General features: G+C 61.9%; 21 protein-coding genes. 7 read left to right on the forward strand and 14 right to left on the reverse strand.

Annotated features, from left to right (window positions below; genetic code table 11):
* Positions 1-48: 48 nt before the first annotated feature.
* The 6 genes from glgC to FJ970_RS26030 all read right to left on the reverse strand — a co-directional run bounded on the left by glgC (position 49) and on the right by FJ970_RS26030 (position 9,297).
* Positions 49-1,314: a glucose-1-phosphate adenylyltransferase gene (gene glgC, locus FJ970_RS26005; RefSeq protein WP_140763000.1), complete on the reverse strand. Its 1,266-nt coding sequence runs from the start codon at positions 1,312-1,314 to the stop codon at positions 49-51.
* Between the two features lie 51 nt (positions 1,315-1,365).
* Positions 1,366-3,579, reverse strand: coding sequence for a 1,4-alpha-glucan branching protein GlgB (gene glgB, locus FJ970_RS26010; RefSeq protein ID WP_140763003.1), 2,214 nt, complete (start codon positions 3,577-3,579; stop codon positions 1,366-1,368).
* A 71-nt stretch (positions 3,580-3,650) separates the two neighbouring features.
* Positions 3,651-6,113, reverse strand: a complete 2,463-nt coding sequence (locus FJ970_RS26015) for a glycogen/starch/alpha-glucan phosphorylase (RefSeq protein WP_140763006.1) — start codon at positions 6,111-6,113, stop codon at positions 3,651-3,653.
* 132 nt (positions 6,114-6,245) lie between these two features.
* Positions 6,246-7,028, reverse strand: a complete 783-nt coding sequence (locus tag FJ970_RS26020; protein WP_015318692.1) for an ATP-binding cassette domain-containing protein — start codon at positions 7,026-7,028, stop codon at positions 6,246-6,248.
* Positions 7,025-8,086: an ABC transporter permease gene (locus FJ970_RS26025; protein WP_140763009.1), complete on the reverse strand. Its 1,062-nt coding sequence runs from the start codon at positions 8,084-8,086 to the stop codon at positions 7,025-7,027. The genes FJ970_RS26020 and FJ970_RS26025 overlap by 4 nt, the downstream gene beginning before the upstream one ends.
* Before the next feature lie 155 nt (positions 8,087-8,241).
* Complete coding sequence (locus FJ970_RS26030) at positions 8,242-9,297, reverse strand: sugar ABC transporter substrate-binding protein (RefSeq protein WP_411908787.1); 1,056 nt, start codon at positions 9,295-9,297, stop codon at positions 8,242-8,244.
* A gap of 190 nt (positions 9,298-9,487) precedes the next feature.
* Here FJ970_RS26030 and FJ970_RS26035 point away from each other — a divergent pair, with 190 nt between their 5' ends.
* From FJ970_RS26035 to FJ970_RS26050, 4 genes are all read left to right on the forward strand, one after another.
* Complete coding sequence (locus FJ970_RS26035; protein ID WP_140763015.1) at positions 9,488-10,714, forward strand: ROK family transcriptional regulator; 1,227 nt, start codon at positions 9,488-9,490, stop codon at positions 10,712-10,714.
* A gap of 1 nt (position 10,715) precedes the next feature.
* Positions 10,716-11,162 carry an RbsD/FucU family protein gene (locus tag FJ970_RS26040; protein ID WP_140763018.1) on the forward strand — a complete coding sequence of 149 codons (447 nt, stop codon included), beginning with the start codon at positions 10,716-10,718 and terminating at the stop codon, positions 11,160-11,162.
* Positions 11,159-12,082 (forward strand): carbohydrate kinase family protein, encoded by a 924-nt coding sequence (locus tag FJ970_RS26045; protein ID WP_140763021.1) that lies wholly within the window; start codon positions 11,159-11,161, stop codon positions 12,080-12,082. The genes FJ970_RS26040 and FJ970_RS26045 overlap by 4 nt, the downstream gene beginning before the upstream one ends.
* A 229-nt stretch (positions 12,083-12,311) precedes the next feature.
* Positions 12,312-13,454: a DegT/DnrJ/EryC1/StrS family aminotransferase gene (locus tag FJ970_RS26050; RefSeq protein ID WP_140763024.1), complete on the forward strand. Its 1,143-nt coding sequence runs from the start codon at positions 12,312-12,314 to the stop codon at positions 13,452-13,454.
* Between the two features lie 71 nt (positions 13,455-13,525).
* Here FJ970_RS26050 and FJ970_RS26055 read toward each other — a convergent pair whose 3' ends face one another.
* Genes FJ970_RS26055 through FJ970_RS26075 form a run of 5 tightly spaced genes read right to left on the reverse strand, consistent with a single transcriptional unit; the run spans position 13,526 to position 18,897 of the window.
* Entirely contained in the window at positions 13,526-14,788 is a 1,263-nt protein-coding gene (locus tag FJ970_RS26055; RefSeq protein ID WP_140763027.1) for an O-antigen ligase family protein, read from the reverse strand.
* A gap of 54 nt (positions 14,789-14,842) precedes the next feature.
* Positions 14,843-15,643: a 3'(2'),5'-bisphosphate nucleotidase CysQ gene (gene cysQ, locus FJ970_RS26060; RefSeq protein ID WP_181178762.1), complete on the reverse strand. Its 801-nt coding sequence runs from the start codon at positions 15,641-15,643 to the stop codon at positions 14,843-14,845.
* Positions 15,644-15,653: 10 nt separating this feature from the next.
* Positions 15,654-17,591: a sulfate adenylyltransferase subunit CysN gene (gene cysN, locus FJ970_RS26065; RefSeq protein WP_181178758.1), complete on the reverse strand. Its 1,938-nt coding sequence runs from the start codon at positions 17,589-17,591 to the stop codon at positions 15,654-15,656.
* 2 nt (positions 17,592-17,593) lie between these two features.
* Positions 17,594-18,499, reverse strand: a complete 906-nt coding sequence (gene cysD, locus FJ970_RS26070; protein WP_140763037.1) for a sulfate adenylyltransferase subunit CysD — start codon at positions 18,497-18,499, stop codon at positions 17,594-17,596.
* Between the two features lie 44 nt (positions 18,500-18,543).
* A complete protein-coding gene (locus FJ970_RS26075; RefSeq protein WP_140763040.1) occupies positions 18,544-18,897 on the reverse strand; it encodes a hypothetical protein in 354 nt (117 codons plus the stop codon).
* An 82-nt stretch (positions 18,898-18,979) separates the two neighbouring features.
* On the opposite strand from FJ970_RS26075, the gene FJ970_RS26080 reads away from it, so the two are divergent.
* Entirely contained in the window at positions 18,980-20,332 is a 1,353-nt protein-coding gene (locus FJ970_RS26080; protein ID WP_140763043.1) for an O-antigen ligase family protein, read from the forward strand.
* A 17-nt stretch (positions 20,333-20,349) separates the two neighbouring features.
* Complete coding sequence (locus FJ970_RS26085; protein ID WP_140763046.1) at positions 20,350-21,336, forward strand: NAD-dependent epimerase/dehydratase family protein; 987 nt, start codon at positions 20,350-20,352, stop codon at positions 21,334-21,336.
* Here the strand turns inward: FJ970_RS26085 and FJ970_RS26090 are convergent.
* From FJ970_RS26090 to FJ970_RS26100, 3 genes are all read right to left on the reverse strand, one after another.
* Entirely contained in the window at positions 21,275-21,814 is a 540-nt protein-coding gene (locus FJ970_RS26090) for a sugar transferase (RefSeq protein ID WP_140763049.1), read from the reverse strand. The two genes, FJ970_RS26085 and FJ970_RS26090, sit on opposite strands and share 62 nt — an antisense overlap.
* An 86-nt stretch (positions 21,815-21,900) precedes the next feature.
* The gene (locus tag FJ970_RS26095; protein WP_140763052.1) at positions 21,901-22,833 is read right to left on the reverse strand and encodes a glycosyltransferase family 2 protein; all 933 of its coding nucleotides are present in this window, start codon (positions 22,831-22,833) and stop codon (positions 21,901-21,903) included.
* Positions 22,834-22,898: 65 nt separating this feature from the next.
* The gene (locus FJ970_RS26100; RefSeq protein ID WP_181178759.1) at positions 22,899-24,887 is read right to left on the reverse strand and encodes a UDP-N-acetylglucosamine 4,6-dehydratase; all 1,989 of its coding nucleotides are present in this window, start codon (positions 24,885-24,887) and stop codon (positions 22,899-22,901) included.
* 319 nt (positions 24,888-25,206) lie between these two features.
* On the opposite strand from FJ970_RS26100, the gene FJ970_RS26105 reads away from it, so the two are divergent.
* Positions 25,207-26,094 carry an ABC transporter permease gene (locus tag FJ970_RS26105; protein ID WP_227791917.1) on the forward strand — a complete coding sequence of 296 codons (888 nt, stop codon included), beginning with the start codon at positions 25,207-25,209 and terminating at the stop codon, positions 26,092-26,094.
* Positions 26,095-26,102 lie beyond the last annotated feature (8 nt).

Here is a 26,102-nt window from a genome sequence, read left to right on the forward strand (position 1 = left end):
GCCCGGAACCGCGCAGCGGCTTTGGGACTGCGACATGCACAAAACACCCTAAAGTGACAGCTTGTTGATCATGTCCTGTGTGATCAGGCAGATACCCTTTTCCGAAACGCGGAAGCGCTTGGCATCGAGCGCGGGATCTTCGCCGACCACCAGCCCCTCCGGTATCCTTACACCGTGGTCGATGACGACGCGCTTCAACTTTGCGTTCCGGCCGACATGAACGTCGGGCAGCATGACAACCTCTTCCAGCGTCGAATAGGAATTGATGCGCGCGCCGGTGAAGATCAGGCTCTTCTTCAGCGAGGCGCCCGAGACGATGCAATCGCCCGAAACCAGTGACGACACGGCGGAACCGCGCCTGCCGTCCTCGTCATGGACGAACTTTGCCGGCGGCTTCAGTTCGGCATAGGTCCAGATCGGCCAGTCGCGGTCGTAGAGGTCGAGTTCGGGCGTCACGTCGGTCAGATCGATATTGGCCTCCCAGTAGGCATCGACCGTGCCGACATCGCGCCAGTAGGCCTCGTTCTCGGCCGTAGAACGCACGCAGGACTTGGTGAAGCGGTGCGCGATCGCCTTACCGTGCGTGACGATATAGGGGATGATGTCCTTGCCGAAATCGCGGCTGGAGCCCGGCTCGGCGGCGTCGCGGCGCAACTGTTCCATCAGGAACTTGGTCTTGAAGACGTAGATGCCCATCGAGGCCAAGGCGAATTCCGGATTACCCGGAATGCCGGGCGGATCGGCGGGCTTTTCGACGAAGGCGATGATGTTGTCCTTGGCATCGACATGCATGACGCCGAAGCCGGTCGCTTCCATGCGCGGCACTTCGAGGCAGCCGACCGTGACATCGGCGCCGGCATCGACATGCTGGCGCAGCATCATCTCGTAATCCATCTTGTAGATGTGATCGCCGGCCAGGATGACCATGTATTCGGGGCCATAGGCCTCGATGATGTCGATGTTCTGGTAGACGGCGTCCGCCGTGCCTTCATACCACTGCGTTTCCGAGACGCGCTGGCTGGCCGGCAGGATGTCGAAGCTCTCGTTTCGTTCGGGCCGCAGGAAGTTCCAGCCGCGCTGCAGGTGGCGGATCAGCGAATGCGCCTTGTACTGGGTGGCGACGCCGAGGCGGCGGATGCCGGAGTTCAATGCATTGGAGAGCGCGAAATCGATGATGCGCGTCTTGCCGCCGAAGTAGACCGCCGGCTTGGCGCGCCGGTCGGTCAGTTCCTTGAGGCGGCTGCCGCGCCCGCCCGCCAACACATAGGCCATGGCGTCGCGGGCCAGCGGCTGGGTTCTTTTCAAGTCTGCCATTTATACCCTCCCAAGTTACTCGTCTTTATGCGTTGACCAGCCTTAACGAGTTCAGTCGGCGGCGAGTTCGAGCATGATCGTCGACAGCGGCGGCAGAAGCATCGTTGCCGAGATGCTCTTGCCCTCCGCCCTTGCCTCGACCACGCCGCCATTGCCCATGCCGGAGCCGCCATATTCGGTAGCGTCGGTGTTGATGATCTCGCGCCACTTGCCGGCTGTCGGTAGCGGCACACGATAATTGTCGCGCGGCACCGGTGTGAAATTGGAGATGACGGCGACCGGATTGCCGCCGGGAGCGCTGCGCACCCAGGCGAAAACCGAATTCTGGCTGTCGTCGACGATCAGCCAGGAAAATCCTTCCGGCTCGCAGTCGCGGCCATGCAAGGCCGGTCGTGAACGGTAGAGATAATTGAGATCGCGAACCGTCTGCCAGACGCCGCGATGCGGGCGGAAATCGAGCAGGTTCCAATCAAGCGCGCGCGCTTCGCTCCATTCACGGCGCTGCGCGAATTCCTGGCCCATGAACAGCAGCTTCTTGCCGGGATAACCCCACATGAAGCCGTAATAGGCACGCAAGGTCGCGAATTTCTGCCAGTCGTCGCCAGCCATCTTGCCGAGCAGCGTGCCTTTGCCGTGCACGACCTCGTCATGCGAGAGCGGCAGCACGAAATTCTCCGAGAAGGCATAGGTCAGGCCGAAGGTGAGCTCATTGTGGTGGTGCTTGCGGAAAATCGGCTCCTTGGAAAAATACTCCAGCGTGTCGTGCATGAAGCCCATGTTCCACTTGAAGCCGAAGCCCAGTCCGCCTTCATGGACGGGCGCCGAGACCTTTGGCCATGAAGTCGATTCCTCGGCGATGGTCATGACGCCGGGATGGTGCCCGTAGAGCTCCTTGTTCATCTTCTGCAGGAAGCTGACCGCTTCGAGGTTTTCGCGCCCACCCTTTTCGTTGGGGATCCATTCGCCCTGCTTGCGCGAATAGTCGAGGTAGAGCATCGAGGCGACCGCGTCGACGCGAAGACCGTCGACATGGTACTTTTCCGCCCAGAACAGTGCGTTGTTGACGAGGAACGATACCACCTCGCGGCGGCCGAAATTGTAGATCGCGGTGTTCCAGTCCGGGTGGAAGCCCTTGCGCGGGTCGGCATGCTCGTAGAGCGCGGTGCCGTCGAAATGGACCAGACCGTGCTCATCGACAGGAAAATGCGCCGGCACCCAGTCGAGGATGACGCCGACGCCGGCACGGTGGGCGCCATCGACGAAGCGGGCAAAGCCGTCCGGATCGCCGAAGCGGGCCGATGGCGCGTAGAGGCCGGTGGTCTGATAGCCCCAGGACGGGTCATAGGGATGCTCGGAGATCGGCAGGAATTCGATGTGGGTGAAACCGGTCTCGACCACATAGGGGATCAGCCGGTCGGCCAGTTCATCCCATGACAGGAAGGTGCCGTCGTCGCGAAGCTGCCAGGAACCGGCGTGGACCTCGTAGATCGAGATGGCTTCGCGCCGAGGGTCGGCGTTGCGCCAGTAATTGCGATGTGCCTCGTCACCCCATGCATGCGCCGGCGGCACCGCGGTTACCGAGGCGGTTGCCGGGCGCAGTTCCGACTTGAAGGCGAACGGATCGGCTTTCAGCGGCAATCTCACGCCATCTGGACCGATGATCTCGTATTTATAGGGCCGGCCGGCACCGATATCGGGAATGAACAGCTCCCAGATGCCGGTGTCGCGACGGTCGCGCATCGTATGCCGGCGTCCGTCCCAATCGTTGAAATCGCCGACCACCGAGACGCGCCTGGCATTTGGGGCCCACACCGCGAAATGCACGCCGGTGGCGCCCTCGTGCTCGATGACATGCGCGCCAAGCTTGTCGAACAGCCTGAGATGCGAACCCTCGGCGATGTAGTAATCGTCCATCGGTCCGAGCACCGGACCGAACGAATAAGGATCGGTCAGCCACCAGTCGCCGCCGGCATTGCGCGCGTGGTAGCGGAGCGGCTGGCGCTTCCTGATCGACAGCTTGCCCTCGAAGAAACCGGCTTCGTCGCGCCTGGTCAATTCGCCTGCCTCGATGCCGGTCAGCGTATAGGCGGAGACCGACTGCGCGTGCGGAACGAAGCAGCGCGCGAACAGGCTCTTGCCGGCTTCCTGGACACCGAGAACCGCAAAGGGATCGCCGTGCGTACCGGCGACAATCGCCGCAACATCGCTGGCTGGCGCCAGTCCGTCCGGCCCGCTTGTCGCAGCGGTCGCGCGCGGCTTCCTCATCAGGCGGTCGCCCTCCCCGGGCACCAAGTGTTTGTTTTTGCAGCCATCGTTCGTGGCCTTATGCAATCACATCAGACCGGCACGTTCCAGATTTCTTTCGCGTATTGGCGGATCGTGCGATCGGAGGAGAACCAGCCGACGCGGGCGACGTTGCGGATGGCGCGGGCGTACCAGTCCGGGCTGTTGCGCCAAACGGCGTCGACATCGCGCTGGCAGGCGGCATAGGCGTCGAAATCCGCCGCGACCATGAACCAGTCGGTGTCGTAAAGGCCATTGATGAGGTCGCGATAGCGATTGGGATCATCGGGCGAGAAGACGCCCGACGAAACGGCCGCGACCGCCTGCGCCAGTTCGGAGGATGCTTCGATGACGCCACGCGGACTATAGCCATTGTTGCGCCGCTCGGCGACCTCTTCGGTGGTCAGGCCGAAGATGAAGATGTTGTCGTCGCCGACATGCTCCTTGATCTCGACATTGGCACCGTCGAGCGTGCCGATGGTCAGCGCGCCGTTCAGCGCGAACTTCATGTTGCCGGTCCCCGACGCTTCCATGCCGGCGGTCGAGATCTGCTCCGAGAGATCGGCGGCCGGCATCAGCACCTCCGCCAGGCTGACATTGTAGTTCGGTACGAACACGACCTTCAGCAGGCCACGCACCGAAGGGTCGCTGTTGATCACCCTGGCGACATCGTTGGCCAGTTTGATGATCAGCTTGGCGTTGTGGTAGCTGGGCGCGGCCTTGCCGCCGAAGAATTTCACGCGCGGCATCCAGTCGCGCTCGGGATGCGAACGGATCTGGTCATAGAGCGCGATCGCCTCGAGGATGTTGAGGAGCTGGCGCTTGTATTCGTGGATGCGCTTGACCTGGATGTCGAAGAGCGCCGAAGGGTCGAGCCTGATGCCGAGGCGATCGGCGACCAGATTGGCAAGCCTCACTTTGTTCTGGCGCTTCACAGCGGCGAATTTTTCGCGGAAGGCAGAGTCGTCGGCGAGAGGATCGAGCCCCTTGATCGCCTCGATGTCATCCATGAAGCGGTCGCCGATCGCCTCGCGGGCAAGCGCGGTGAGGCCCGGATTGCACTGGATGAGCCAGCGCCGCGGCGTGATGCCGTTGGTCTTGTTGTTGATGCGGTCGGGATAGAGTTTGTGGAGGTCGGCGAAGACCGTCTCCTTCATCAACTCGGTGTGCAGCGCCGACACGCCGTTGATCGAGTGCGAACCGACAAAGGCCAAATTGCCCATGCGCACCCGGCGGTCGCCATTCTCCTGGATCAATGAGATACGGCCGATCTGCTCGTCCGAGAACTGATCGGTGGCGCGGGCTTCGAGCAGCACCTGCGCGTTGATGGCGTAGACGATCTGCATGTGGCGCGGCAGGAGCCGCTCGAACAGCGGCACCGGCCAGCTTTCCAGCGCCTCGGGCAGCAGCGTGTGGTTGGTGTAGCCGAAGGTGCGCTTGGTGATATCCCAGGCGAGGTCGAAATCCATGCCGTGGACATCCATCAAGAGCCGCATCAGCTCGGGCACGGCGATCGCCGGATGGGTGTCGTTGAGGTGGATCGCCGCCTTGTCGGGCAGCGACCTGAGATCGCCATATTGGCTCAGATGCCGCTGCAGGATGTCCTGCAGCGAAGCGGTGGAGAAGAAGTATTCCTGGCGCAGCCTGAGTTCCTGCCCGGCCATGTGGGAATCGGCTGGATAGAGCACCCGCGACAGCGCATCGGCCTTGTTGCTTTCGGCCAGCGCGCCGATGTGGTCGCCGGCGTTGAACTTGTCGAGCAGGATCGGGTCGATCGGCATGCCGGACCAAAGGCGCAGCGTGTTGACGCGCTTGGCGCGCCAGCCGGCCACCGGCGTGTCGTAGGCGACCGCCAGAACATGCTCCCTCGGTTTCCAGACGTGGCGTTCGAGGCGACCTTCCCTGGAGGTGATCGATTCGACCGAACCACCGAAGCCGACTTCAAAGGAGCGCTCGCGCCGCTCGAACTCCCACGGATTGCCGTGATCAAGCCAGGTCTCGGGCAGTTCGACCTGCCAGCCGTCATGGATTTCCTGACGGAACATGCCGTTGGCATAGCGGATGCCGTAGCCATGCGCGGGGATGTCGACGGTCGCCATGCTTTCCATGAAACAGGCGGCGAGCCGGCCAAGGCCGCCATTGCCAAGGGCGGCGTCCGGCTCGAGCGCCGCGATCAGGTCGAGATCGACGCCGAGCGACGACAGCGCCTCACGCATGTTCTCCATCAGGCCGAGATTGGAAAAGGCGTCGCGCATCAGACGCCCGATCAGGAATTCGAGCGAGAGGTAATAAACGCGCTTTTCCTTCTGGTCGTAGGCTTCCTTGGTCGCCTGCATCCAATGGTCGACGACGCGGTCGCGCACGACCTTGATCGAGGCGGTCAGCCAGTCGTACTGGGTCGCGACGGTGGTGTCCTTGCCGACCCGGTATTTGAGCGACATCAAGACTTCTTCGGCGAGCGTCTTGGGATCGGGATTGTCGAGAGCGGGGGCTTCGATCGTCATGCCGGATGTCATATCGCCTCTCGTTCGGTTAGCCTGATCATACCGGCTTTCACCGTTTCTCCCAGCCCATCCTAGTGCATTGCAGCATGTTTTCAATCGATTAGAGCACACCCCTGCCTGCTTACCCTGCGGCAACTTGGCAGTTCAGGCCGCCAATGCTGCCTCCGGGGGCGTTTTTGCCCCGGTCATGAAGGCAACGGCATCGGACATCGTGTATTGCTTGGGGTCGATGACGCATAGGCGACGGCCCAGACGGTGGATGTGTATACGGTCAGCCACCTCGAAGACGTGCGGCATGTTGTGCGAGATCAGCACGATCGGCAGGCCGCGCTTCTTCACGTCGAGGATCAGTTCGAGCACGCGGCGGCTCTCCTTGACCCCGAGTGCCGCCGTCGGTTCGTCCATGATGACCATTTTCGAGCCGAAGGCGGCGGCGCGGGCCACCGCCACGCCCTGGCGTTGGCCGCCCGACAGCGTCTCCACCGCCTGGCTGATGTTCTGGATGGTCATCAAGCCGAGTTCGGTGAGCTTGTCGCGGGCGCGCTTTTCCATTGCCGGACGGTCGAGCATGCGAAGCCACTGGCCGACGAAGCCGGGTTTTCGGATCTCGCGGCCGAGGAACATGTTGTCGGCGATCGACAGCGCCGGCGACAACGCGAGATTCTGGTAGACGGTTTCGATGCCGGCTTCGCGCGCTTCCATCGGCGATTTGAAGGAAACGGGTTTGCCTTCAAGCCGGATTTCGCCTTCGTCCGGCACGGCCGCGCCGGAAATCGCCTTGATGAGCGACGACTTGCCGGCGCCGTTGTCGCCGATGACGGCAAGGATTTCGCCGGGGTAAAGGTCGAAGTCGGCATTGTCGAGAGCGGTGACGCGGCCATAGCGCTTGACCAGACCGCGCGCGGTGAGGATGGGTTCCTGGGTCATGCCGAAACCTTTCTGATCCATTGGTCGATGGCGACGGCGCCGATGATCAGCACGCCGGTGAGCAGCACTTTCCATTGCGGATCGGCGCCCAGCATGTTGAGGCCCATCGAGACGACGCCGACGATCATCGCGCCGAACAAGGTGCCGAGGATGGAGCCGCGGCCGCCGAAGAGAGAAATACCGCCGATCACCGTCGCGGTGATGGCCTGCAGATTGTAGTCGGTGACGGCGGCGGACGGCGAGATCGAGCCGTTACGGCCGATGGAGACCCAGGCCGCGAAAGCGGCGATCAGCCCGGCAAGGGCGTAGACCGTCATCAGCACCTTCTTGGTCTGGATGCCCGACAGCTTCGCCGCCTCCTGGTCGTCGCCGACGGCGTAGACATGACGGCCCCATGCGGTGTGGTTGAGCACGTACCAAAGAACCAGCACGAGCACGACCGTGGCAATGACACCGAGCGTCAGCACCGCGGTGCCGACCTTGAAGCTCAGGGCAAACAGATGCAGGAGCGGCGCCTGATTGTCGACGTCGGTGTCGCGGATCGTCTCATTGGCCGAATAGATGAAGTTCGTGGCCATGACGATGTTCCAGGTGCCAAGCGTCACGATGAAGGGCGGCAGTTTCATATAGGCGACCAGCAGCCCGTTCAGCAGCCCGCAAGCCGCACCGGCGGCGAGCCCGATCGCCACGGCGAGCACGCTCGGCATGCCGTAGCTGACCGCGCAATTGCCCATGATCACCGCCGAAATCACCATGATCACCCCGATCGACAGGTCGATGCCGGCGGTCAGGATGACCAGCGTCTGCGCGGCCCCGAGAATGCCGACGATGGCGATCTGCTGCAGGATCAGCGTCAGCGTGTAGGACGAGAAGAACCGTCCTCCAATCGCGATGCCGAAGATGATGACCGACAGAAGCAGCACGATCAGCGGCACCGCGGCCGGCGTCGAATGCAGAAAATGCTGGATGCGCTTGACGGCTGATTTGTGATCGTCGAAAGCGGCTACGCTTGTATCGCTGGCCGAGAGAACCTTCTCGAATTCTTGAGCTTGAGCCATGTTTCCTCCCCGTAGGGCTTCAGCCACGCGCTGACGCCGTCCACGCCTTCCGGTCTGCCGCCGGGATTATTCGCGTTTACAGTGATGCATCGTCCTCCCGATGCGGCCGGGGATCAAGCCCCCGGCCGATCGGTTTTGTTCCGGTCAGGCCAGTATCAGCCCCAGCACTTGGCGAGGCCTTCCTTGGTGTCGATGGACTTGACGCCCTTGGCCGGCTTGTCGGTGACGAGGTTGACGCCGGTGTCGAAGAAGTTCTTGCCCTCGGTCGGCTTCGGCTTGGTGCCGTCCTTGGCGAAGGCGGCGATCGCCTCGATGCCGAGTGCGGCCATCTGCAGCGGATATTGCTGCGAGGTGGCGCCGATGACGCCTTCGGCGACCGACTTCACGCCGGGGCAACCGCCGTCGACCGAGACGATCAGCACCTGGCTTTCGAGGCCGACGGCCTTGAGCGCCTGGTAGGCGCCGACCGCGGCCGGCTCGTTGATGGTGTGGATGACGTTGATGGTGTTGTCCTTCTGGAGAAGGTTTTCCATCGCCTTGCGGCCGCCTTCCTCGTTGCCGTTCGTCACATCATGACCGACGATGCGCGGATCGGTCTCATCGCCGATCTTGTTGGGGTCCTTCACGTCGATGCCGTAGCCCATCATGAAGCCCTGGTCGCGCAGAACGTCCACGGTCGGCTGCGAGGGGGTCAGGTCGAGGAAGCCGATCTTGGCGTCCTTAGCCTTGTCGCCCAGTGTAGCGGCCGCCCAGGCGCCAATCAGCTTGCCGGCCTCCAGATTGTCGGTGGCGAAGGTCGCGTCGGCGGCGTCGACCGGATCGAGCGGCGTATCCAGCGCAATCACAAGCAGGCCGGCATCGCGCGCCTTCTTCACCGTCGGCACGATGCCCTTGGTGTCGGAGGCGGTGATCAGAATACCCTTGGCGCCGTCGGCGATGCAGCTTTCGATCGCCGCCACCTGGCTCTCGCTGTCACCGTCGATCTTGCCGGCATAGGTCTTGAGATCGACGCCAAGTTCCTTGGCCTTGGCGGTCGCGCCCTCTTTCATCTTGACGAAGAACGGATTGGTGTCGGTCTTGGTGATCAGGCAGGCGCCGACGCCAGCGGCGGATGCGGACGAAGCGAACGCCATCAGACCCAGCGCGGCCGCCGCAAAAACGGTGGACTTCAACAATTTTGTATTGGTCACGATTTCCTCCCAGTGGAACATTTTCGAATGCCGGCCAACCGGCACCGTACGACATCCAAGCGACTTCTCCCAGCGCGGATGCCCGATCAAACAGACACCAGACCAAGGCATCTGTCAATAATTAAATCACTCTTATTTATTATTGACAGCCTTGCGTGCTTCACTCATTCTGGCCCAAAAGCATTGCCGGGGAAACGACGGGAGGAACAGGGTGGAGACCGCCACTGCGAGGCATGGTTCGCCCGAAGCGAATGAGAGCCTCATTCACCGCGGGACCAACCAGAGCGGCATGCGCGACCATAACGAGCGCCTGGTGCTTTCGCTGGTGCGCCAGCATGGCAGTCTGGCGAAGTCCGACATCGCCCGCATGACCGGACTTTCGGCGCAGACGGTCTCGGTCATCATGCGCGAACTGGAGGAAGAGAGCCTGCTCGTGCGCCAGGCGCCTTTGCGCGGCAAGATCGGCCAGCCCTCGATCCCCATGGCGCTCAACCCCGAAGGCGCCTTCTTCATCGGTCTCAAGATCGGCCGCCGCAGCGCCGAACTCGTGCTGATCGATTTCCTCGGGCAGGTGCGCGCGATGCTGCAGCATTCCTACCGCTACCCTGCCCCACGCGAGACGGTCGAGTTCGTCACAGCGGGCATGAAGACGATGCGTGGCGAGTTGACACCGACGCAGGACAAGCGCATTGCCGGACTCGGCATCGCCATGCCATTCGAACTGTGGAACTGGGCCGACACGGCCGGCGCGCCTCGCGACGTCATGGACGAATGGCGCCACCGCGACATCAGGGGCGACATCCAGGCGCAGTGCGATTTTCCGGTCTATCTGCAGAACGATGCCACCTCCGCCTGCGGCGCCGAACTGGTCTTCGGCCAGACGGGCGCGGCACGGGACTTCGTCTATTTCTACATCGGCGCCTTTGCCGGCGGCGGCATCGTGCTCAACGGCCGGCTCTTCGGCGGCCCCACCGGCAATGCCGGCGCGCTCGGCTCCATGCCCGTGCCCGGGCCAGATGGAAAGCCGACCCAGCTGATCGACGTGGCCTCGATCGCCATGCTCGAAAAAACACTCAACGCGCGTGGCGTCGAGGCGTCTTATCTGTGGACCTCACCCGAGGATTGGGGTGAGATCGGCGCCGAACTCGACGAGTGGATCGCCAGCGCCTCGCAGGCGCTTGCTTACGCCATCGTCGCAGCGTCCTCGGTCATCGATTTCGAGGCCGCGGTGATCGACGGCTGGATGCCGAAGGCCGTGCGCCACAGGCTGGTCGAGGCGGTGGTGACGGCAATCGCCGCGATCGACGGCGAAGGGCTGAAACTTCCGGCTGTCCGCGAGGGAAGCGTGGGCATCCATGCCCGGGCGCTCGGCGGCGCCAGCCTGCCGCTTTCCGAACGCTTCCTGATCGGTTCGACGACGATCTCCAGGAGCGCCTGAAATGCTGATCGGGATTCCGGCGCTGCTTGGTCCGGAGCTTCTGGCAACATTGCGCGCCATGGGCCATGGTGACGAGATTGCCCTCGTCGACGGGAACTATCCGGCGCAGGACCAGGCAAGGCGCCTCATCCGGACCGACGGCCATGCCCTCATTCCCGTACTCGACGCGGTACTTACGCTGCTTCCGGTCGACGATGTCGTTCCGGAGGCGCTGTTTCGCGCCTCGGTGAAAGGCGATCCGTCGCTTGCCGATCCTGTCCATCGTGAAATGGAGGCGATCTGCGCCAAACGCGCGCCGGGCCGCAAGGTGGTTGCGCTGGCCGGCGCCGACTTCTATGCACGGGTCAAATCTGCGCATGCCATCGTCGCGACAAGCGAGCCGCGGCTTTACGCCAACATCATCATCCGCAAGGGCGTGATCTATCCGCCGGAGACCAAGAAGCCATGATCCTCTGCTGCGGCGAAGCCTTGATCGACATGCTGCCGCGCACCACCACGCAGGGTGAGCCGGCCTTTGCTCCCTATGTCGGCGGCGCTGTCTTCAACACGGCGATCGCGCTCGGCCGGCTCGGCGCGCCGGCCGGCTTCTTCTCGGGCCTGTCGTCGGACCTGTTCGGCGGTCAGTTCAGGGAGGCGCTCGGGGCAAGCAAGGTCAGTTCAACCTACGCGCACACCTCGCCCCGGCCGACGACACTGGCCTTCGTGCGGCTGAACAACGGCCAGGCGACCTACACCTTCTATGACGAGAACACGGCCGGGCGCATGCTGACCATCGATGACCTGCCGCAACTCGGCGGCGAGATCGAGGCGATGCTGTTCGGCGCCATCAGCCTGATCTCGGAGCCGGCTGGCTCGGCCTATGAGGAATTCATGCGGCGCGAGCATGAGGCCCGAGTGATGATGCTCGATCCCAACATCCGGCCGAACTTCATCCCCGACAAGGCCAAGCACCTCGGACGCATCCGGGAGATGATGGCGATGGCCGACATCGTCAAACTGTCGGACGAAGACCTAAACTGGTTCGGCGAAGCCGGTTCGCACGAGGATGTCGTGCGCAATTGGCTCGACCGCGGCCCGAAGCTGATCGTCGTCACGCATGGCAGCCAAGGTGCCGTTGGCTACAGCAAGCAACACCGTGTCACAGTCATGCCGGAGACGGTGAAGGTGGTGGACACCGTCGGCGCCGGAGACACGTTCAACGCCGGCATCCTTGCCTCCCTGCATGAGCAAGGCCTGTTGACGAAGGCCGCGATTTCCGGCCTGTCCGAAGATGCCATCCGCAAGGCCTTGGCGCTCGGCGCCAAGGCGGCGGCCGTGACGGTATCACGAGCCGGCGCCAATCCGCCCTGGCGGCACGAGATCGGCTGATCGACTCTCCAGCGCGATCACTTTATGTTTCGATGCGCCGGAAAACCGCGATAAAAATGGCCTGAATTGCACCGCCAATCCCGGATTCCGGGCTTTTTGGGGCAATGCGCCGGCGAAACACGGTAACGGGCTGCGACACTTGCACCCGATGCCCGGTCCGCAGCCGGCTTTTTCAGCCGCGCCAAGTCTGGTACCAGCGGGCCGGTTATTGGCAGGTATTGAGGCCGACATGCAGTTCATCGATCTTGGCGCGCAGCGCGAACGAATCCGCGACCGGCTGAAAGCCGCGATCGACCACGTCGTCGAGGATGGCCGCTACATCCTTGGCCCCCAGGTCGCCGAATTCGAGAAGAAGCTCGCCGCCTATGTCGGCGTCAAGCACGTGGTTGCCTGCGCCAACGGCACCGACGCACTGCTTTTGCCGCTGTTTGCCGCCGGCATCGGCCCAGGTGACGCGGTGTTCGTGCCGAGCTTCACCTTCGCCGCCACGGCAGAAGTGGTGGCGCTGGCCAAGGCCGAGCCGGTTTTCGTCGATGTCGATCCGAAGACCTACAACATCGACATCGCCAGCCTCGAGGCGGCGATCGCGGCCATCAAGAAGGAAGGCCGACTGAAGCCGAAGGCGATCATCCCCGTCGACCTGTTCGGTCTTGCCGCCGACTATGAGGCGATCATGGCTATCGCCAATCGCGAAGGCTTGTTGGTGATCGAGGATGCCGCCCAGTCCATGGGTGGCTCGCTAGAAGGCAGGATGTGCGGCGCGTTCGGCCATGTCGGCTCGACCAGCTTCTATCCGGCCAAGCCGCTCGGCTGCTATGGCGACGGCGGCGCGATGTTCACCAATGACGATGCTCTGGCCGACGCGCTGCGTTCCTTTGCTTTCCACGGCAAGGGCGAGACGCAGTACGACAACATCCGCGTCGGCATCAATTCACGGCTCGACACGCTGCAGGCGGCAATCCTGATCGAGAAGCTCGCTATCCTCGAGGAAGAAATGGTGGCGCGGCAGGTGGTAGCCCAGCGCTACGCAGAAGGCCTCGGCGACATCGTCACCGCCGCCCGCAACCTGGATGGCAGCCGCTCGGCCTGGGCGCAATACGCGATCGAAACGCCCAAACGCGACGGCCTTAGAGCGCATCTGAGCGAAAAGGGCATCCCGTCTGTCATCTACTACGTCAAGCCGCTGCATGAGCAGATCGCCTATCGCGACTATCCGCGCACACCGACCGGTCTTGCCGTTTCGGAGGACCTGCCGAAACGTATCCTCTGCCTGCCGATGCATCCCTATCTCAGCGAGACCGACCAAGACCGGATCATCGAAACGATCCGCAACTATATCGGCTCGAACTCGGCGCAGGCCGCGGCCGAATAGGCGTCGGATACCAGAAGGCCGACACCTCGTCGGCACAGGGTGGCGGGGCGCAGGACGTGCGCTTCGCGCCGTTATTTTGAGAAGCTCGCCGCGCGTCTTGCGATCCGGTCTTCCATTCCCGGCCGGGTCACGGAACGGCACTGCAATATGCAGATGCCCGCTGTGAAGACCAAAGTGCCCAGCACCCATGACAACCAGATCCGATGGTCGACCGACAGTTCGACCACAGCTATGATCAGGTAGCTGCTGGCTATGAAATGTCCGGGGCCGCTCAAACCGCCGATCATTCTTATGATCGCTCCCAGGAGCAGCCCGTACACAATGATGCCCAACGCTCCCAACTCGTACCACAAATCGAATACGATATTGTGTGCGCTTGGGAGATCCATCTGCGCATAATATGTTGGACTCACGACAACCCCGACCGCGTTTCTCATCGTATTGGCGCCATGGCCGAGAAACGGCTGCTCCGCAATGTGGGGCGAGATCATCTGCCAAAGATCAAGGCGCGCGGCGAACGTTCCTGGATAGAAAGTCAGCAATCCCGTCGTTTTGAGGTAGGCGAACAGCGGCGAGACGACGAAGGGGGCGATCAGGGCAAGAGACAGGTAGACGGCGAAGAATCCGACCAAGGCGTGTTGGCGGTATTTCGCGGGCATGACAAACATCGCCGCCACGAAGACAATCGCCAGATTGACGCCGGTCGATTGACCGTAGAACAATGTCAGCACGGCAAAGAGAGCCGCGAGCCCCTTCCAGACCAGCCTCGGCTGGGTAAGAAATATGACGGCAAAAAAAGCTCCGTAGACCGTGATCTTGTGGAGGGTGAAAACATTTCCCACAAATCGTGGATCTTCGGTCAAAAACGCAAAATACAGTTCCCAACCCATCACCGACACCAGGCCGATCAGCATGCCGACCAATGAGACCCGCGCGAGCCGGTCGCGTTGAGCGCTCGGAAGCGCCAGAATGCACTCGAACAGCAGGATGGCGGCGACCGAGTAGCCAAAGACGTCCTTCGCCGCCATGAGAGAGCGGCTCGGGTTGACCGACCACAGGGCGCTCGACAGGACAAAGCCGGACAACAGGGCCAGAGTGACGGCAAGGCCTGTCGTAGCCCGGCCAAAGCGTGCACCCTTCGTCAAAAGGGCAAGAGCGCCCATGACACCCGCGACAAGTGCCAGGGCCGTCGGAGACATTTCGATGAAGACGAAAAGGGCGGGAGAGAGGGCGTAGAGGCCCAGCAACATCCTAAGGACTATTTCGTCACGACTGCTGGTCCATACCGGAAACCCGCCCAAAATGACGGTATGGCATTTCTGAAAAAAGGACATTCAACTACCGACTCAGGGAACGCCGATACAGGATAGGTCATCGACGGAGGCACCTCAACGTTCGATACGTCCTCCGGTTGCAATCCTGCCGCTGGCGATGAAATGCGGATTGGCGAAGTCCTCGTCATCGCCCTGGTTACGCTTGCCATAGGCCAAGGGCTTGCCGTCCAGCGTGCGTGTCGTGCCGCCGGCGGCACGCAGCACCGCGTCACCCGCCGCCGTGTCCCATTCCATGGTGCGGCCGAAGCGCGGATAGACATCCGCCTCGCCATTGGCGAGGAGGCAGAATTTCAGCGACGAACCGACCGAGACGATTTCGGCGGCACCAAGGTCGCGAATATAGGCTTCGGTTTCCGGGGTATTGTGCGAGCGGCTGGCAACCACGGCCAGCGGCGTCGCGGCCGTTCTCACGGAAATCGGCCGGCGAGAAACGATCTGGTAGTCGCCATCGACTTCGAGGGCTTCCGCCCTGCCCGGCAGACCGGAAAAGAAGCGGCCGCTGCATGGCGCGAAGACGACGCCGACTTCCGGCACGCCATGGCGGACAAGCGCGATGTTGACGGTGAAGTCGGTGCGCCGGTTGACGAATTCCTTGGTGCCGTCAAGCGGATCAACGAGGAAGAAGGCCTCGCCAAGTTCGCCCGCCAAGACACCGGCCGCCGCTTCCTCCTCGGCCACGCAGGGAATGTCGGGGAATTCCGCGCGCAGGCCGGCGAGAATGATCTTCTCGCTCTCGCGGTCCGCCTCGGTCACCGGCGAGGAATCCGATTTGCTGTCGACCGCGCAGCCGGCGTGAAACACACGCATGACCTCGCGCCCGGCGGCTAGCGCCAGCCGCTCGAAGATTTCAAGCATCGACGTGTCGTCAGATGCCGCCGCCATTGTCATATTGGTCTTCGGCAATGTCACGCTCGTTCAGCCAGTGTTCCAGGGCATCTACCATCTCTTCAGCCGACTTGCCGAGCGTCTTCAGATGGATCTCCGGTTTCTCCGGTGCCTCGTAAGGAGAATCGACACCGGTGAAATTCTTGATCTCGCCATTCAGCGCGCGGGCGTAGAGGCCCTTCGGATCACGCCTGGCGCATTCCTCGAACGGCGTGTCGACAAACACCTCGATGAACTCGCCATCTGCCATCAATTCCCTGGCCATGCGCCGCTCGGCGCTGAACGGCGAAATGAAGGAGACAATGACGATCAGCCCGGCGTCGGCCATCAGCCTGGCCACTTCGGCGACGCGGCGAATGTTCTCGACGCGATCGGCGTCGGTGAATCCGAGGTCGCGGTTGAGACCGTGACGGACATTGTCGCCATCGAGAATATAGGTATGGCGGCCAGTGGCGAACAGCTTCCTCTCGAACAGGTTGGCGATGGTCGACTTACCGGAGCCCGAAAGCCCGGTGAACCAGAACACGGCGGGCCGCTGGTTCTTCATGTCGGCGCGCACGCGCTTGCCGACATCGAGCGATTGCCAATGGATGTTTTCGGCGCGACGCAGCGAGTGCACGATCATGCCTGCGCCAACCGTGGCGTTGCTGATGCGATCGATCAGGATAAAGGCGCCAGTGGTACGGTTCTCGCCAAACGGATCGAAGGCGATCGGCGCCCGCGTCGAAATGTTGCAGATACCGACCTCATTCATCTCAAGCGACTTGGCCGCCTCATGGGCAAAGTCGTTGACGTTGATGCGGTATTTCAAGTCGGTGACGGTGGCGCTGGTCTGATCGGTCTCGGTGCGCAGGATGTAAGACCGGCCCGGCAGAAGCGCGTGCTCGTCGAACCAGACGATGTTGGCGGCGAACTGATCGGCGACCTGCGGCCGTGCGGCCGGCGAAACCAGCATGTTGCCCCTGGAAACCTCGACCTCGTCGTCAAGGACGAGCGTTATGGCCTGGCCGGCCACCGCCTGTTTGAGATCGCCGCCGTAGGCGACGATGCGTTTGACACGCGAGGACTTGCCCGATTTGGCGACGACGACCTCGTCGCCCTGCGCAATGGTACCGGACGCAATGGTGCCGGCAAAACCGCGAAAATCGAGATTGGGGCGGTTGACGTACTGAACCGGAAAGCGAAACGGCAACTCGGCCGTGGCTTCGTCGACCGAGACGGTTTCGAGATGCTCGATCAGCGTCGGGCCGGAATACCAATGCGTGTTTTGGGAGCGGGCGCTGACGTTATCGCCGTAGCGGGCCGACATCGGGATCGGCGCGATGGTCTGGAAACCGAGATCGCGCGAGAACTGTCCGTAGTCCTCGACAATCCCGTCGAAGACCGCCTGGTCGAAATCGACGAGATCGATCTTGTTGACCGCCAGCACGATGTGGCGGATGCCGAGCAGCGAGGCGATGATCGAATGGCGCCTTGTCTGGCGCAGCACCCCCTGCCGGGCATCGATCAGCACGATCGCCAGATCGGCGGTCGAGGCACCGGTCGCCATGTTGCGGGTGTATTGTTCGTGGCCGGGCGTGTCGGCGACGATGAACTTGCGCTTTGGCGTGGCGAAGAAGCGGTAGGCGACGTCGATGGTGATGCCCTGCTCGCGCTCAGCCTCTAGGCCGTCGACCAGCAGCGCGAAGTCAATGTCGTCGCCCGTCGTGCCGTGCTTGCGCGAATCGCGTTCGAGCGCGGCGAGCTGATCCTCGAAAATCTGCTTGGTGTCGGACAGCAGGCGTCCGATCAACGTCGACTTGCCATCATCCACCGAACCGCAGGTCAGGAAGCGCAGCAGCGATTTCTTCTCCTGCGCGGACAGATAATCGCGGACGCCGTCCGTGGGAGCGAGGCTTTTTGCCATGATGTGGCGCATGGTCAGAAATACCCCTCGCGCTTCTTCTTTTCCATCGAACCGGCTTCATCGCGGTCGATCAGGCGACCCTGCCGTTCGGATGTGCGTGCCGTCAGCATCTCGCCAACGATGGCTTCGAGCGTGTCGGCGTCGGATTCGATGGCGCCGGTCAGCGGATAGCAGCCAAGCGTGCGGAACCGCACCAACCGGTCCTCCACGACCTCGCCAGGCAGCAGCTTCATGCGATCATCGTCCTTGAGGATCAACATGCCATCGCGTTCGACAACCGGCCGCTGCTTGGCGAAATAGAGCGGTACGATCGGGATGTTTTCCTGCAGAATGTACTGCCAGATGTCGAGTTCGGTCCAGTTCGACAAGGGAAAGACGCGGATCGATTCTCCCTGCGCGATACGTGTGTTGAAAATCTTCCACATTTCGGGCCGCTGGTTCTTCGGATCCCATACATGTTGGGCATTGCGGAAAGAGAAGATGCGCTCCTTGGCGCGCGACTTCTCCTCGTCGCGACGGGCGCCGCCAAAGGCCGCATCGAAGCCGTATTTGTCGAGCGCCTGGCGCAACGCCACGGTCTTCATCACATGGGTATGGGTGTTCGAACCATGATCGAACGGATTGATGTTGTCGCGCACGCCGTCTTCGTTGACATGAACCAGAAGGTCGAAGCCCAACTTCTGCGCCATCTGATCGCGAAATGCGATCATCTCGCGGAATTTCCAGGTGGTGTCGACGTGAAGAAAGGGGAATGGCGGCTTGGCCGGATAGAACGCCTTCATCGCCAGATGCATCAGCACCGACGAATCCTTGCCGACGGAATAGAGCATGACCGGCTTGGCGAAGGCGGCCGCGACCTCGCGGAATATGTGAATGGATTCGGCTTCAAGCCGCTGCAGATGCGTAAGCGCTGATATCATGGACCGTGAGCGTTCTCTCATGCCTTGCAACAGAAGATCCTGCATCAAATCATCGAGCCTTTTGCGCCCGGTTCAAGCTTCGCTTCTGGACAAAGTGTTTCGTGCGGGCGTTCTAGCAGATCGTCGCGGCCCAGAACAATGCAAGACGAGCCCGGCAGCAGTCCGTTCGGGAATGAATTTTCCATGCTTGTGGCAAAACCCGGAAATTTCTGCTTGAAAGCCCTCCGGCCGGGAAAAGGCAGGGAAAATATTGCCTGTAAGGGACGCTGCGGCGACGCTGCAGGGGTCAGTTGGGCCCGACTGCGGGATTTCGGCGGCAATCGATCCTGGCGCACTATCGAAACAGCGACCCAGCCGCTATACGCTTTTCGAGAGCGGGCAAGTGCGTGATGAAGCATGGGGCAGTTTCGAGGCGAGCGCATTCGGTTTGACCAAACACGATGTGCCGCATAAAATTCCTCTGGATAGCAGGTCCGAAAATTGAACCGGCTTTCATCCATAAGGCAGCAATTCACGCCTTCGCGGATCAATATCTACTTCTCCATTCTCTGCTTCTTTTCCCCTCCGGTCCTGGGATCGGTGGTCAGCTTCGTGTTCAATGGGGGCGGCCTGTGGTCCGTCCTGTTGATTGCCTTGAAGAGAAGACGCTTCAATGTCGACCGGGCGATGATGGCGCTGACGATCGCGATCTATGCCTATTGCGCAAGCAATGTCCTGGCGTCCCTCGTCAACCACGCGATCGTCAAGGACGCGCGGCATCTTATCCCGCTGATCACCTTTCTGTTTTTTCCCATCTCCTATTCGACCTGGAGCATTTCGCAAAAGACAATGCTCGTCCGCATCATTGTGCTAGCCAGCATGGCGGCCTGTTTTGGCGCGTTGCTGCTGGCGGTCTACCAGCAGTATCGGCTTGGTATACGCGCCGAGGGCGGGGCCGGGAATGCGATCGTTTTCGCTGAGGTCCTCTGCCTTGCGGTGGTAACCTGCGTGGCCGCTGCACTATCCGGCATAGAGAGATACAGGATCGCCCTCATCTGCGCCGCACTCGGCGGAACGATCGCCATCGTCTACTCCGGTACGCGCATTGTCTGGCTGGCACTGCTGATTGCCGGTATCGCCGTTCTGCTGATCAACCAGCAGAGGCTGAGAGGTAGAAACGCCGTTCGCGTGCTTTTGCTGCTGGCCGCGATCGCCGTCACGATCGCGGTTTTCGGGTTCCAGACGATAGCGGGGCGTGTCGAATTTCTGCACTCCGACTGGGATGCGCTGGCGGCCCACGGTGACTACGCGACAGCTTTGGGATCGCGCGTCGCCCTTTGGGATATCGGGCTGAAGGCATTTCGTGAGATGCCATTTTTCGGACATGGAGTGGGCGCCACCCGGCTCTTGATCAAGCAGGGCTTTCAGGATCAGTTTGGGATGGATGAAGGTTTCAATCATTTCCACAACGGCTTCCTGACCGCCTTGGTGCAGGCCGGGATCCTGGGTGCGGTGACGCTGGCAGCGATCTTTGTGGTTGCCGCCAGAAATGCCGCCCGGGTCCTTCGCGACAGCACCGATCCGATCGAGCGGTTTGGTGCCACCATGATTGTCGCCGTCGTGATCACCTATCTGACCGCCGGAATGACGGGCATCCTGATCGGTCATGACATTCTGGACTCGGTCTTCATGGTCTTCCTGGTGTCGGGAACATATCTTGCCTGTGGGCGCCAGGTTGCGTTGGTGGAAGGGCAAGCCCTTCCACCAGTTGTGGAAACCCAGGCGATGTCACGAGCGAAGGGCCAAGCCGCTCCAGCAGTGGAAGGCCTGGCATCTCCGCCAGTCGCCCAATAGCCGGTCCGGGCGAGACGATGAAAGTCCTGGTTACGGGCGCGACGGGCTTCATCGGCCGCCAAGTGGTCCATCGGCTTCGTGAGGCCGGTGTCGAGCTTCGCCTCGCCTCCCGCCAGCCGGAGAGACTAGATGCGGGGACCGGCGCCGTGCTGATGCCGGGGTTCGATGCACCGGCCGCGGCTTTCCTGGCGCTGACCAGGGACGTTACGGATATCGTCCATTGCGCGGGTCTGAACAATGACCAGGGCAATGCCACCGAAGCCGATTTTCTGGCAGCCAACGCCCAATTGAGCGCACGTTTGGCGCATGCCGCAGCCACGCAGGCAAGCGGACGGTTCATCCATCTTTCGTCGGTCCGGGCCGTGATCGGCGCGCGTGCCAGCGCAGCGATCGACGAAGACACGGTCCCCGAACCGCAAGACGCCTACGGGCGCTCGAAGCGCGAAGCGGAAATTGCGGTGCTGGGCGCCTATGCCTCGCATGGCCGCACCGACGCCGCCATATTGCGGCTGCCTCCGGTCTACGGGATCGGCATGAAAGGAAACCTTGCGACGCTGATGCGGCTCGCCGATACGGCTCTGCCGATGCCGACAGGCGCATTGACGGCAAACCGCTCGCTGCTGTCATCGCAATCGGCGGCACGGGCGGTGTGGCATCTGCTTTGCCATTCGCAGCCGCTTCGTCAGATCTATACCGCCAGCGACGTGCCGCCAGTTTCCGTCGCTGCCATCATCGGTGCCTTTCGCCGCGGTTTCGGTAGGCCGACGCGCCTGATGACAGTGCCGGCCGGGCCGATGCGGGCGGCCGCCTTACTGCTTGGCAAGCGGGCGGTCTGGGATGGCCTGACCGCGACACAGATATGCGACCCTTCGCTGCTTGCCTCGCAAGGCTGGGCGCCGGAAACCAGCACGCTGGAGCGGCTGACCGAGATAGCGCGGCAGCTCAGCCGCGATAAAGCGTTCCAAACAGGATCCGAAGGTCGAGCCAGAACGACGCGGTCCTGAGATAGGTGGCATCGGTTTCGGCCAGAAGTTGCGGGTTCGACATGTCGATGCCCCTGATCTGGGCCAAGCCCGTCATCCCGGGCAGAGCCCGCAAAACCCCCAGCCGCCTGCGGCATTCGATCAGTTCCGTCTGGGTCGGCAGGCAGGGGCGCGGCCCAACCAGGCTCATTTCACCGCGCAGGACATTCCAGAGCTGCGGCAACTCGTCGAGCTTGAATTTCCGCAAGCCCTTTCCAACCGATGTCACGGCGCTCACCGGGGTTTCATGCGAGGGCAAGGATGGCGTGCCCTGGTACATCGTCCGCAACTTGTGGCAGCGAAAGAGCGCGCCTTCGCAGCCAACCCGCGTTTGGGAAAAAATCACCGGGCCAGGTGACGATGCACGGACGGCAAGAATGGCAAGCAACAGAATGGGAGAGGTTGCCACCAGCAGCACAGCCGCACCGGCGAGATCGAAGATTTTCTTGTCTGTCTTCATGAGTGGCCGATAGGGCTCCCTGCCAGGGCTTCACGCGGTAGCACGAGGTCGCCTTCCTGACCAAGCGCGCCACGCCGTCTCGATATTCAGATACGACGCAGCACGAAGGCGAGATAGAGCCCGAGCGTCCCGGCAAAAGTCTGTCGATAGACGCCGCTTTTGCGCAGCGCGCCAAGGCGTTGGAAAAGGCTGCCTTGCCGACCTTTCGCGAACAGGTCGAGGCATGCCAGCGCCTCCTTCGTAAGGAGATCGCGATTGACGGCAAGGCCGGCAAGATTGACATCGGTCCAGTCCGCGAACTGGCCCTTGAACAGGCGGCCGAGCCGCGAGATCCGTGCCTGCCACGATGCATTGGCGCCGACCAGGTTTGCCGCATGCTGGCGGTAGCGTACCAATGGCCGCGGATCGTAGCGGACGACGCCGCCGGCGCCGGTGACAACAAGATAGGCCCACCAGTCGTGGCTGACGAAACCGGTGCGGGCGGAGGCCCTGGCCAACAGATCGCGCGCGGCACGGTTGAGCAGGATGGTGTTGCCGCCGGCAATGCTCTGCACCAGCGCGTTGCGGAAGGTCGGCGGACGGCCAAACAGCGGCGAATGGCCGACCAGGCTTCCGGTTTCGGTCATGGTCGCGGTTCGCGAGCAGAACATCAGCGGTTGCGCCGCGTCGAATGCTTGCATCCAGCCAAGGGCGCTTTCAAGCCTGTCGGGCTCCCAGACATCGTCCTGATCGCTGAAGGCGTAACAATCCGCATCGATGCGCGGGTCGAGGATCATCGACCGGAAATTGGCGGCAAAGCCTTGCCGCGGCCCCTCCACCAGATTTATCCGACCTTTTGCCCAGCGGGGCTTCCAGGCTTCGATGATGGCAGCCGTGCCATCGACGGAGCCGTCGTCGGATACCCAGAGGTCGATCAGAGGATGGGACTGAGCGAGCAGCGACTGCAGCTGCTCGTCGATGAAGGCGGCGCCGTCCTTCGTGGCCATCAGGACCGCAATGCGCAGATCTGTCTTATCCACCGATGTCAAACGCCTTGCGCACGAGGTTTTCCGAGCCACGAAACACAGACTTTCCTGGAATTGCTTTAGCTCGCCTGCCCGGCCGTCTTCGGGACCGCGTCCTGCTGCGCGTTCGCCCTTGTCTTCGTCGCGCGGTCGAGATCGGCCAGGATGGTGAGCGAGGCCGCCTTGTCCTGGTTCTTCATGGATTGCTGCAGCGCCGCGAGTGCTGCCTGGACATCCGACCACCGCGCGACATCGGTGCTGAGGCCAAAGATCTTGGCAATGCTGAGCTCGACCAATTCCTCGTCTTCGCCGTGCAGGGTCTCGTGGAGCTTTTCACCCGGCCGGATGCCCGTAAAGCGGATCGGAATGTCCGTATAGGGGCTTTTTCCCGCCATGCGGATCATCGTTTCGGCGACCTCGACGATCGGCACGGGCTTGCCCATGTCGAGCATGTAGACGGCGTAGTCCTGGTCGGCCGGCCGCGACGCGGCATCGGCCGCCGACATGATGACGAGATCGACGGCCTCGGCGACAGTCATGAAATAGCGCGTCATGCGCCGGTCCGTTATGGTGACCGGCCCGCCGGCCTCGATCTGGGCCTGGAATATGGTCGCCACCGAGCCATTGCTGCCGAAGACGTTGCCGAAGCGCACGGCGATGAACTTGGTGGCGGCGCGGCGCCCGTCCGGTTCGCCGGCCGGCGTTCCATGCAAGGCGCTGACGATCTGTTCGGCGGCCCGCTTGGTGATGCCGAGCACGGAGGTCGGATCGACGGCCTTGTCGCTCGAGACCATGACGAATTGCGCCACGCCGCATCTGGCGGCGACCTCGGCGCAGACGAGCGTGCCGAAAACATTGGTCTGGATGGCCGATTCCCAGTTCTCCTCCAGCAACGGAACATGCTTCAACGCCGCGGCATGGAAGAGGATGTCGGGTTTGAACTCCGCGACGACGCGCGTCATCTGGCGCCTGTCCGCGACATCGACGATGCGGACCTTGAGGCGGTCATGGTCCTTCTCGTCGACATACTGGCTCAACTGGAAGATGCCGAATTCAGAATTGTCGGCGACCAGCACCGCCTCGGCTCCAAGCTCCAACGACCGCTTGACCAGCGTACGCCCGATGGAGCCGGCGCCTCCCGTGACCAGGACGCGCTTGCCGCCGACGAAGGCGCCGATGCGCTCGATGTCGGACGGCACCGTCGGGCGGCGCAGGATCGTTTCCATCTCGACGGCATCGAGAACGAGCTTGCCCTCCTGGCCCACCTGTGAAAGCCCCGCGAACTGCACGACCCCGATGTCGCCGTGACGCGCGACGCGGACAAGCTCGGAATATTCCTCGATCTCATGCTCGGCGCCGCTGCCGAAGATCAGCAGATCGAGGCTCTTGCTGCCGGTCGCATAGTCCTCCAGGACATCGATCAGGCGCGGCCGCGTCGCCACCACCGGAACCCCTTGGATGCGCGTGCCGAGCGGCGCGCCGCGCTCGGTCGCCATGATGCCGGCGATGGAATGCTCGGCGGGCTGCGCCGTGCGCGTGAAACGAATGATCAGGTCGGCCTCGCCGAGCCGCCCGACGAACAGGGCCTGCTTGGTCCGCGCCGTGTCGGCCTTGCCGTTCAGAATACCCCAGCTCGCGCCGTCACGCAGGAAGCGGTAGAACAGCCGGGGCGCCGAGATGACGGTGAAGGAGACGAGCAGGAAGACGATGAACTGGCGCTCGTTGAGGCCCGCGACGGGCTGGAAGGAACGCACGGCCAGCGAAACGGCGTAGAGCACGAATGTCAGGATCGCGCAGCTCTTCAGGATGTTGAAGAAATCGGGCGTCGAGGCGAAGCGCCAGACCGTGGTGTAGAGGCCGCAATATCTGAACAGAAGATGGCTGATGAGCACGATGCTTGCCCAGGTGAGAAGCCCCTCCGTGGAGAGCGCCCCGAACGAAAGATCCGATCGCGACAGGACAAGGCTGAGCGCGACCGCGACCAGGACCATGACCACATCCTGGACCATGATGAAGGCCCGCCGCATGCCCGGCCTCAGTCCGAACACAGCTTCCAGGGAAGTATTCATTAGGCAGTACTAAACTCCAGGCTGTCGGCGAAACCACCAGCAAAGTGTGAACACGAGAATCATTCGCGACCGTCACACTTCCCAAGTAGCATCTCCGGCCCCCGCCTGCTGTATCGCATACTGCGGGCTGCGAGGCATAGCCAGATGTTTTTTTGTGGAGAACGAGTGGTCAACGGAAAGCATGAAGCCCATTCGCGGAAAACTGCTGCGAGGCCGGCATTAGACATTGCTTACAAACGACCGCACGTCATCAGCATGTGTCCAGTTTTGCCGCAGTTGACTCTGCTTTAGACCTCGTTACGACGCAATGCGTTGCCATATGCCTATCGAAATGACTATTAGAGAGGGGCTTGGTGGTTCGCTATGGCCAGCGAAGGATAATGCGCCGAAACAACAGATTGCGACACTCCCAGCTATGATTGCGGCACTAAACGGCGCTTTTGACGACATCTCAAAAGCCATGAAATTACACCGGGTCTGGGTCGCGCTGGCCCATGAAGACATTGGCGACCAGCACAGACGCACGACACTCGGGCCGCTTTGGCTCTTGGTCAACTACGTCGCCTTTGTGGGAACGTTTGTTTTCGTGTTCCAGCCCGCAGGCAAGGATGCCGCTGGTTATGCCGCCTATGTCGCGATCGGCCTTCTGGTGTGGTTCTACCTGATGGAAGTAATGTCCATGAGCGTGGCGCTCTTCCAACGTGAAGAGAGCTTCATCGAGGGCACGACGCTTCCTTTGTTTGTATATGTAATGCGGCTGGCTTTGCAGTCTATTATTAGGGCCGGCTATGCGATCGTAGGTTGCGTTGTCATTCTGGTATTCAGCGGCTCCCATCTCGGCATGCCATGGCTGTGGTCCCTGGCAGGATTGTTCCTGATCTTGTTCGCCACTCCCCCTCTCATCACTGTCTTCGCGTTTCTTGGAGCCTTTTTCCCTGACAGCCAGTTCATCGTTGGCAACCTGCTGCGCGTCGGCATGTTCTTCACGCCTGTCTTCTGGATGAACAAGGGCCAAGACCCTGTCCAGAAATATGCCTACGAATGGAACCCCTTCACTTATTTCCTGGAGATCGTCCGTCTGCCGGTCATAAATGGAGAATTTCCAGCCCATGCTTTCGCCGTAACCATCATGGCATCCTTGGTTACCTGGGCGATAGCATTGCTGCTGCTCGGCCGATATCGCAAACAAGTCGTCTTCCTCATCTGAGTTTTTCC

The sequence above is a fragment of the Mesorhizobium sp. B2-1-8 genome, from assembly GCF_006442545.2.
Taxonomy (GTDB): domain Bacteria; phylum Pseudomonadota; class Alphaproteobacteria; order Rhizobiales; family Rhizobiaceae; genus Mesorhizobium.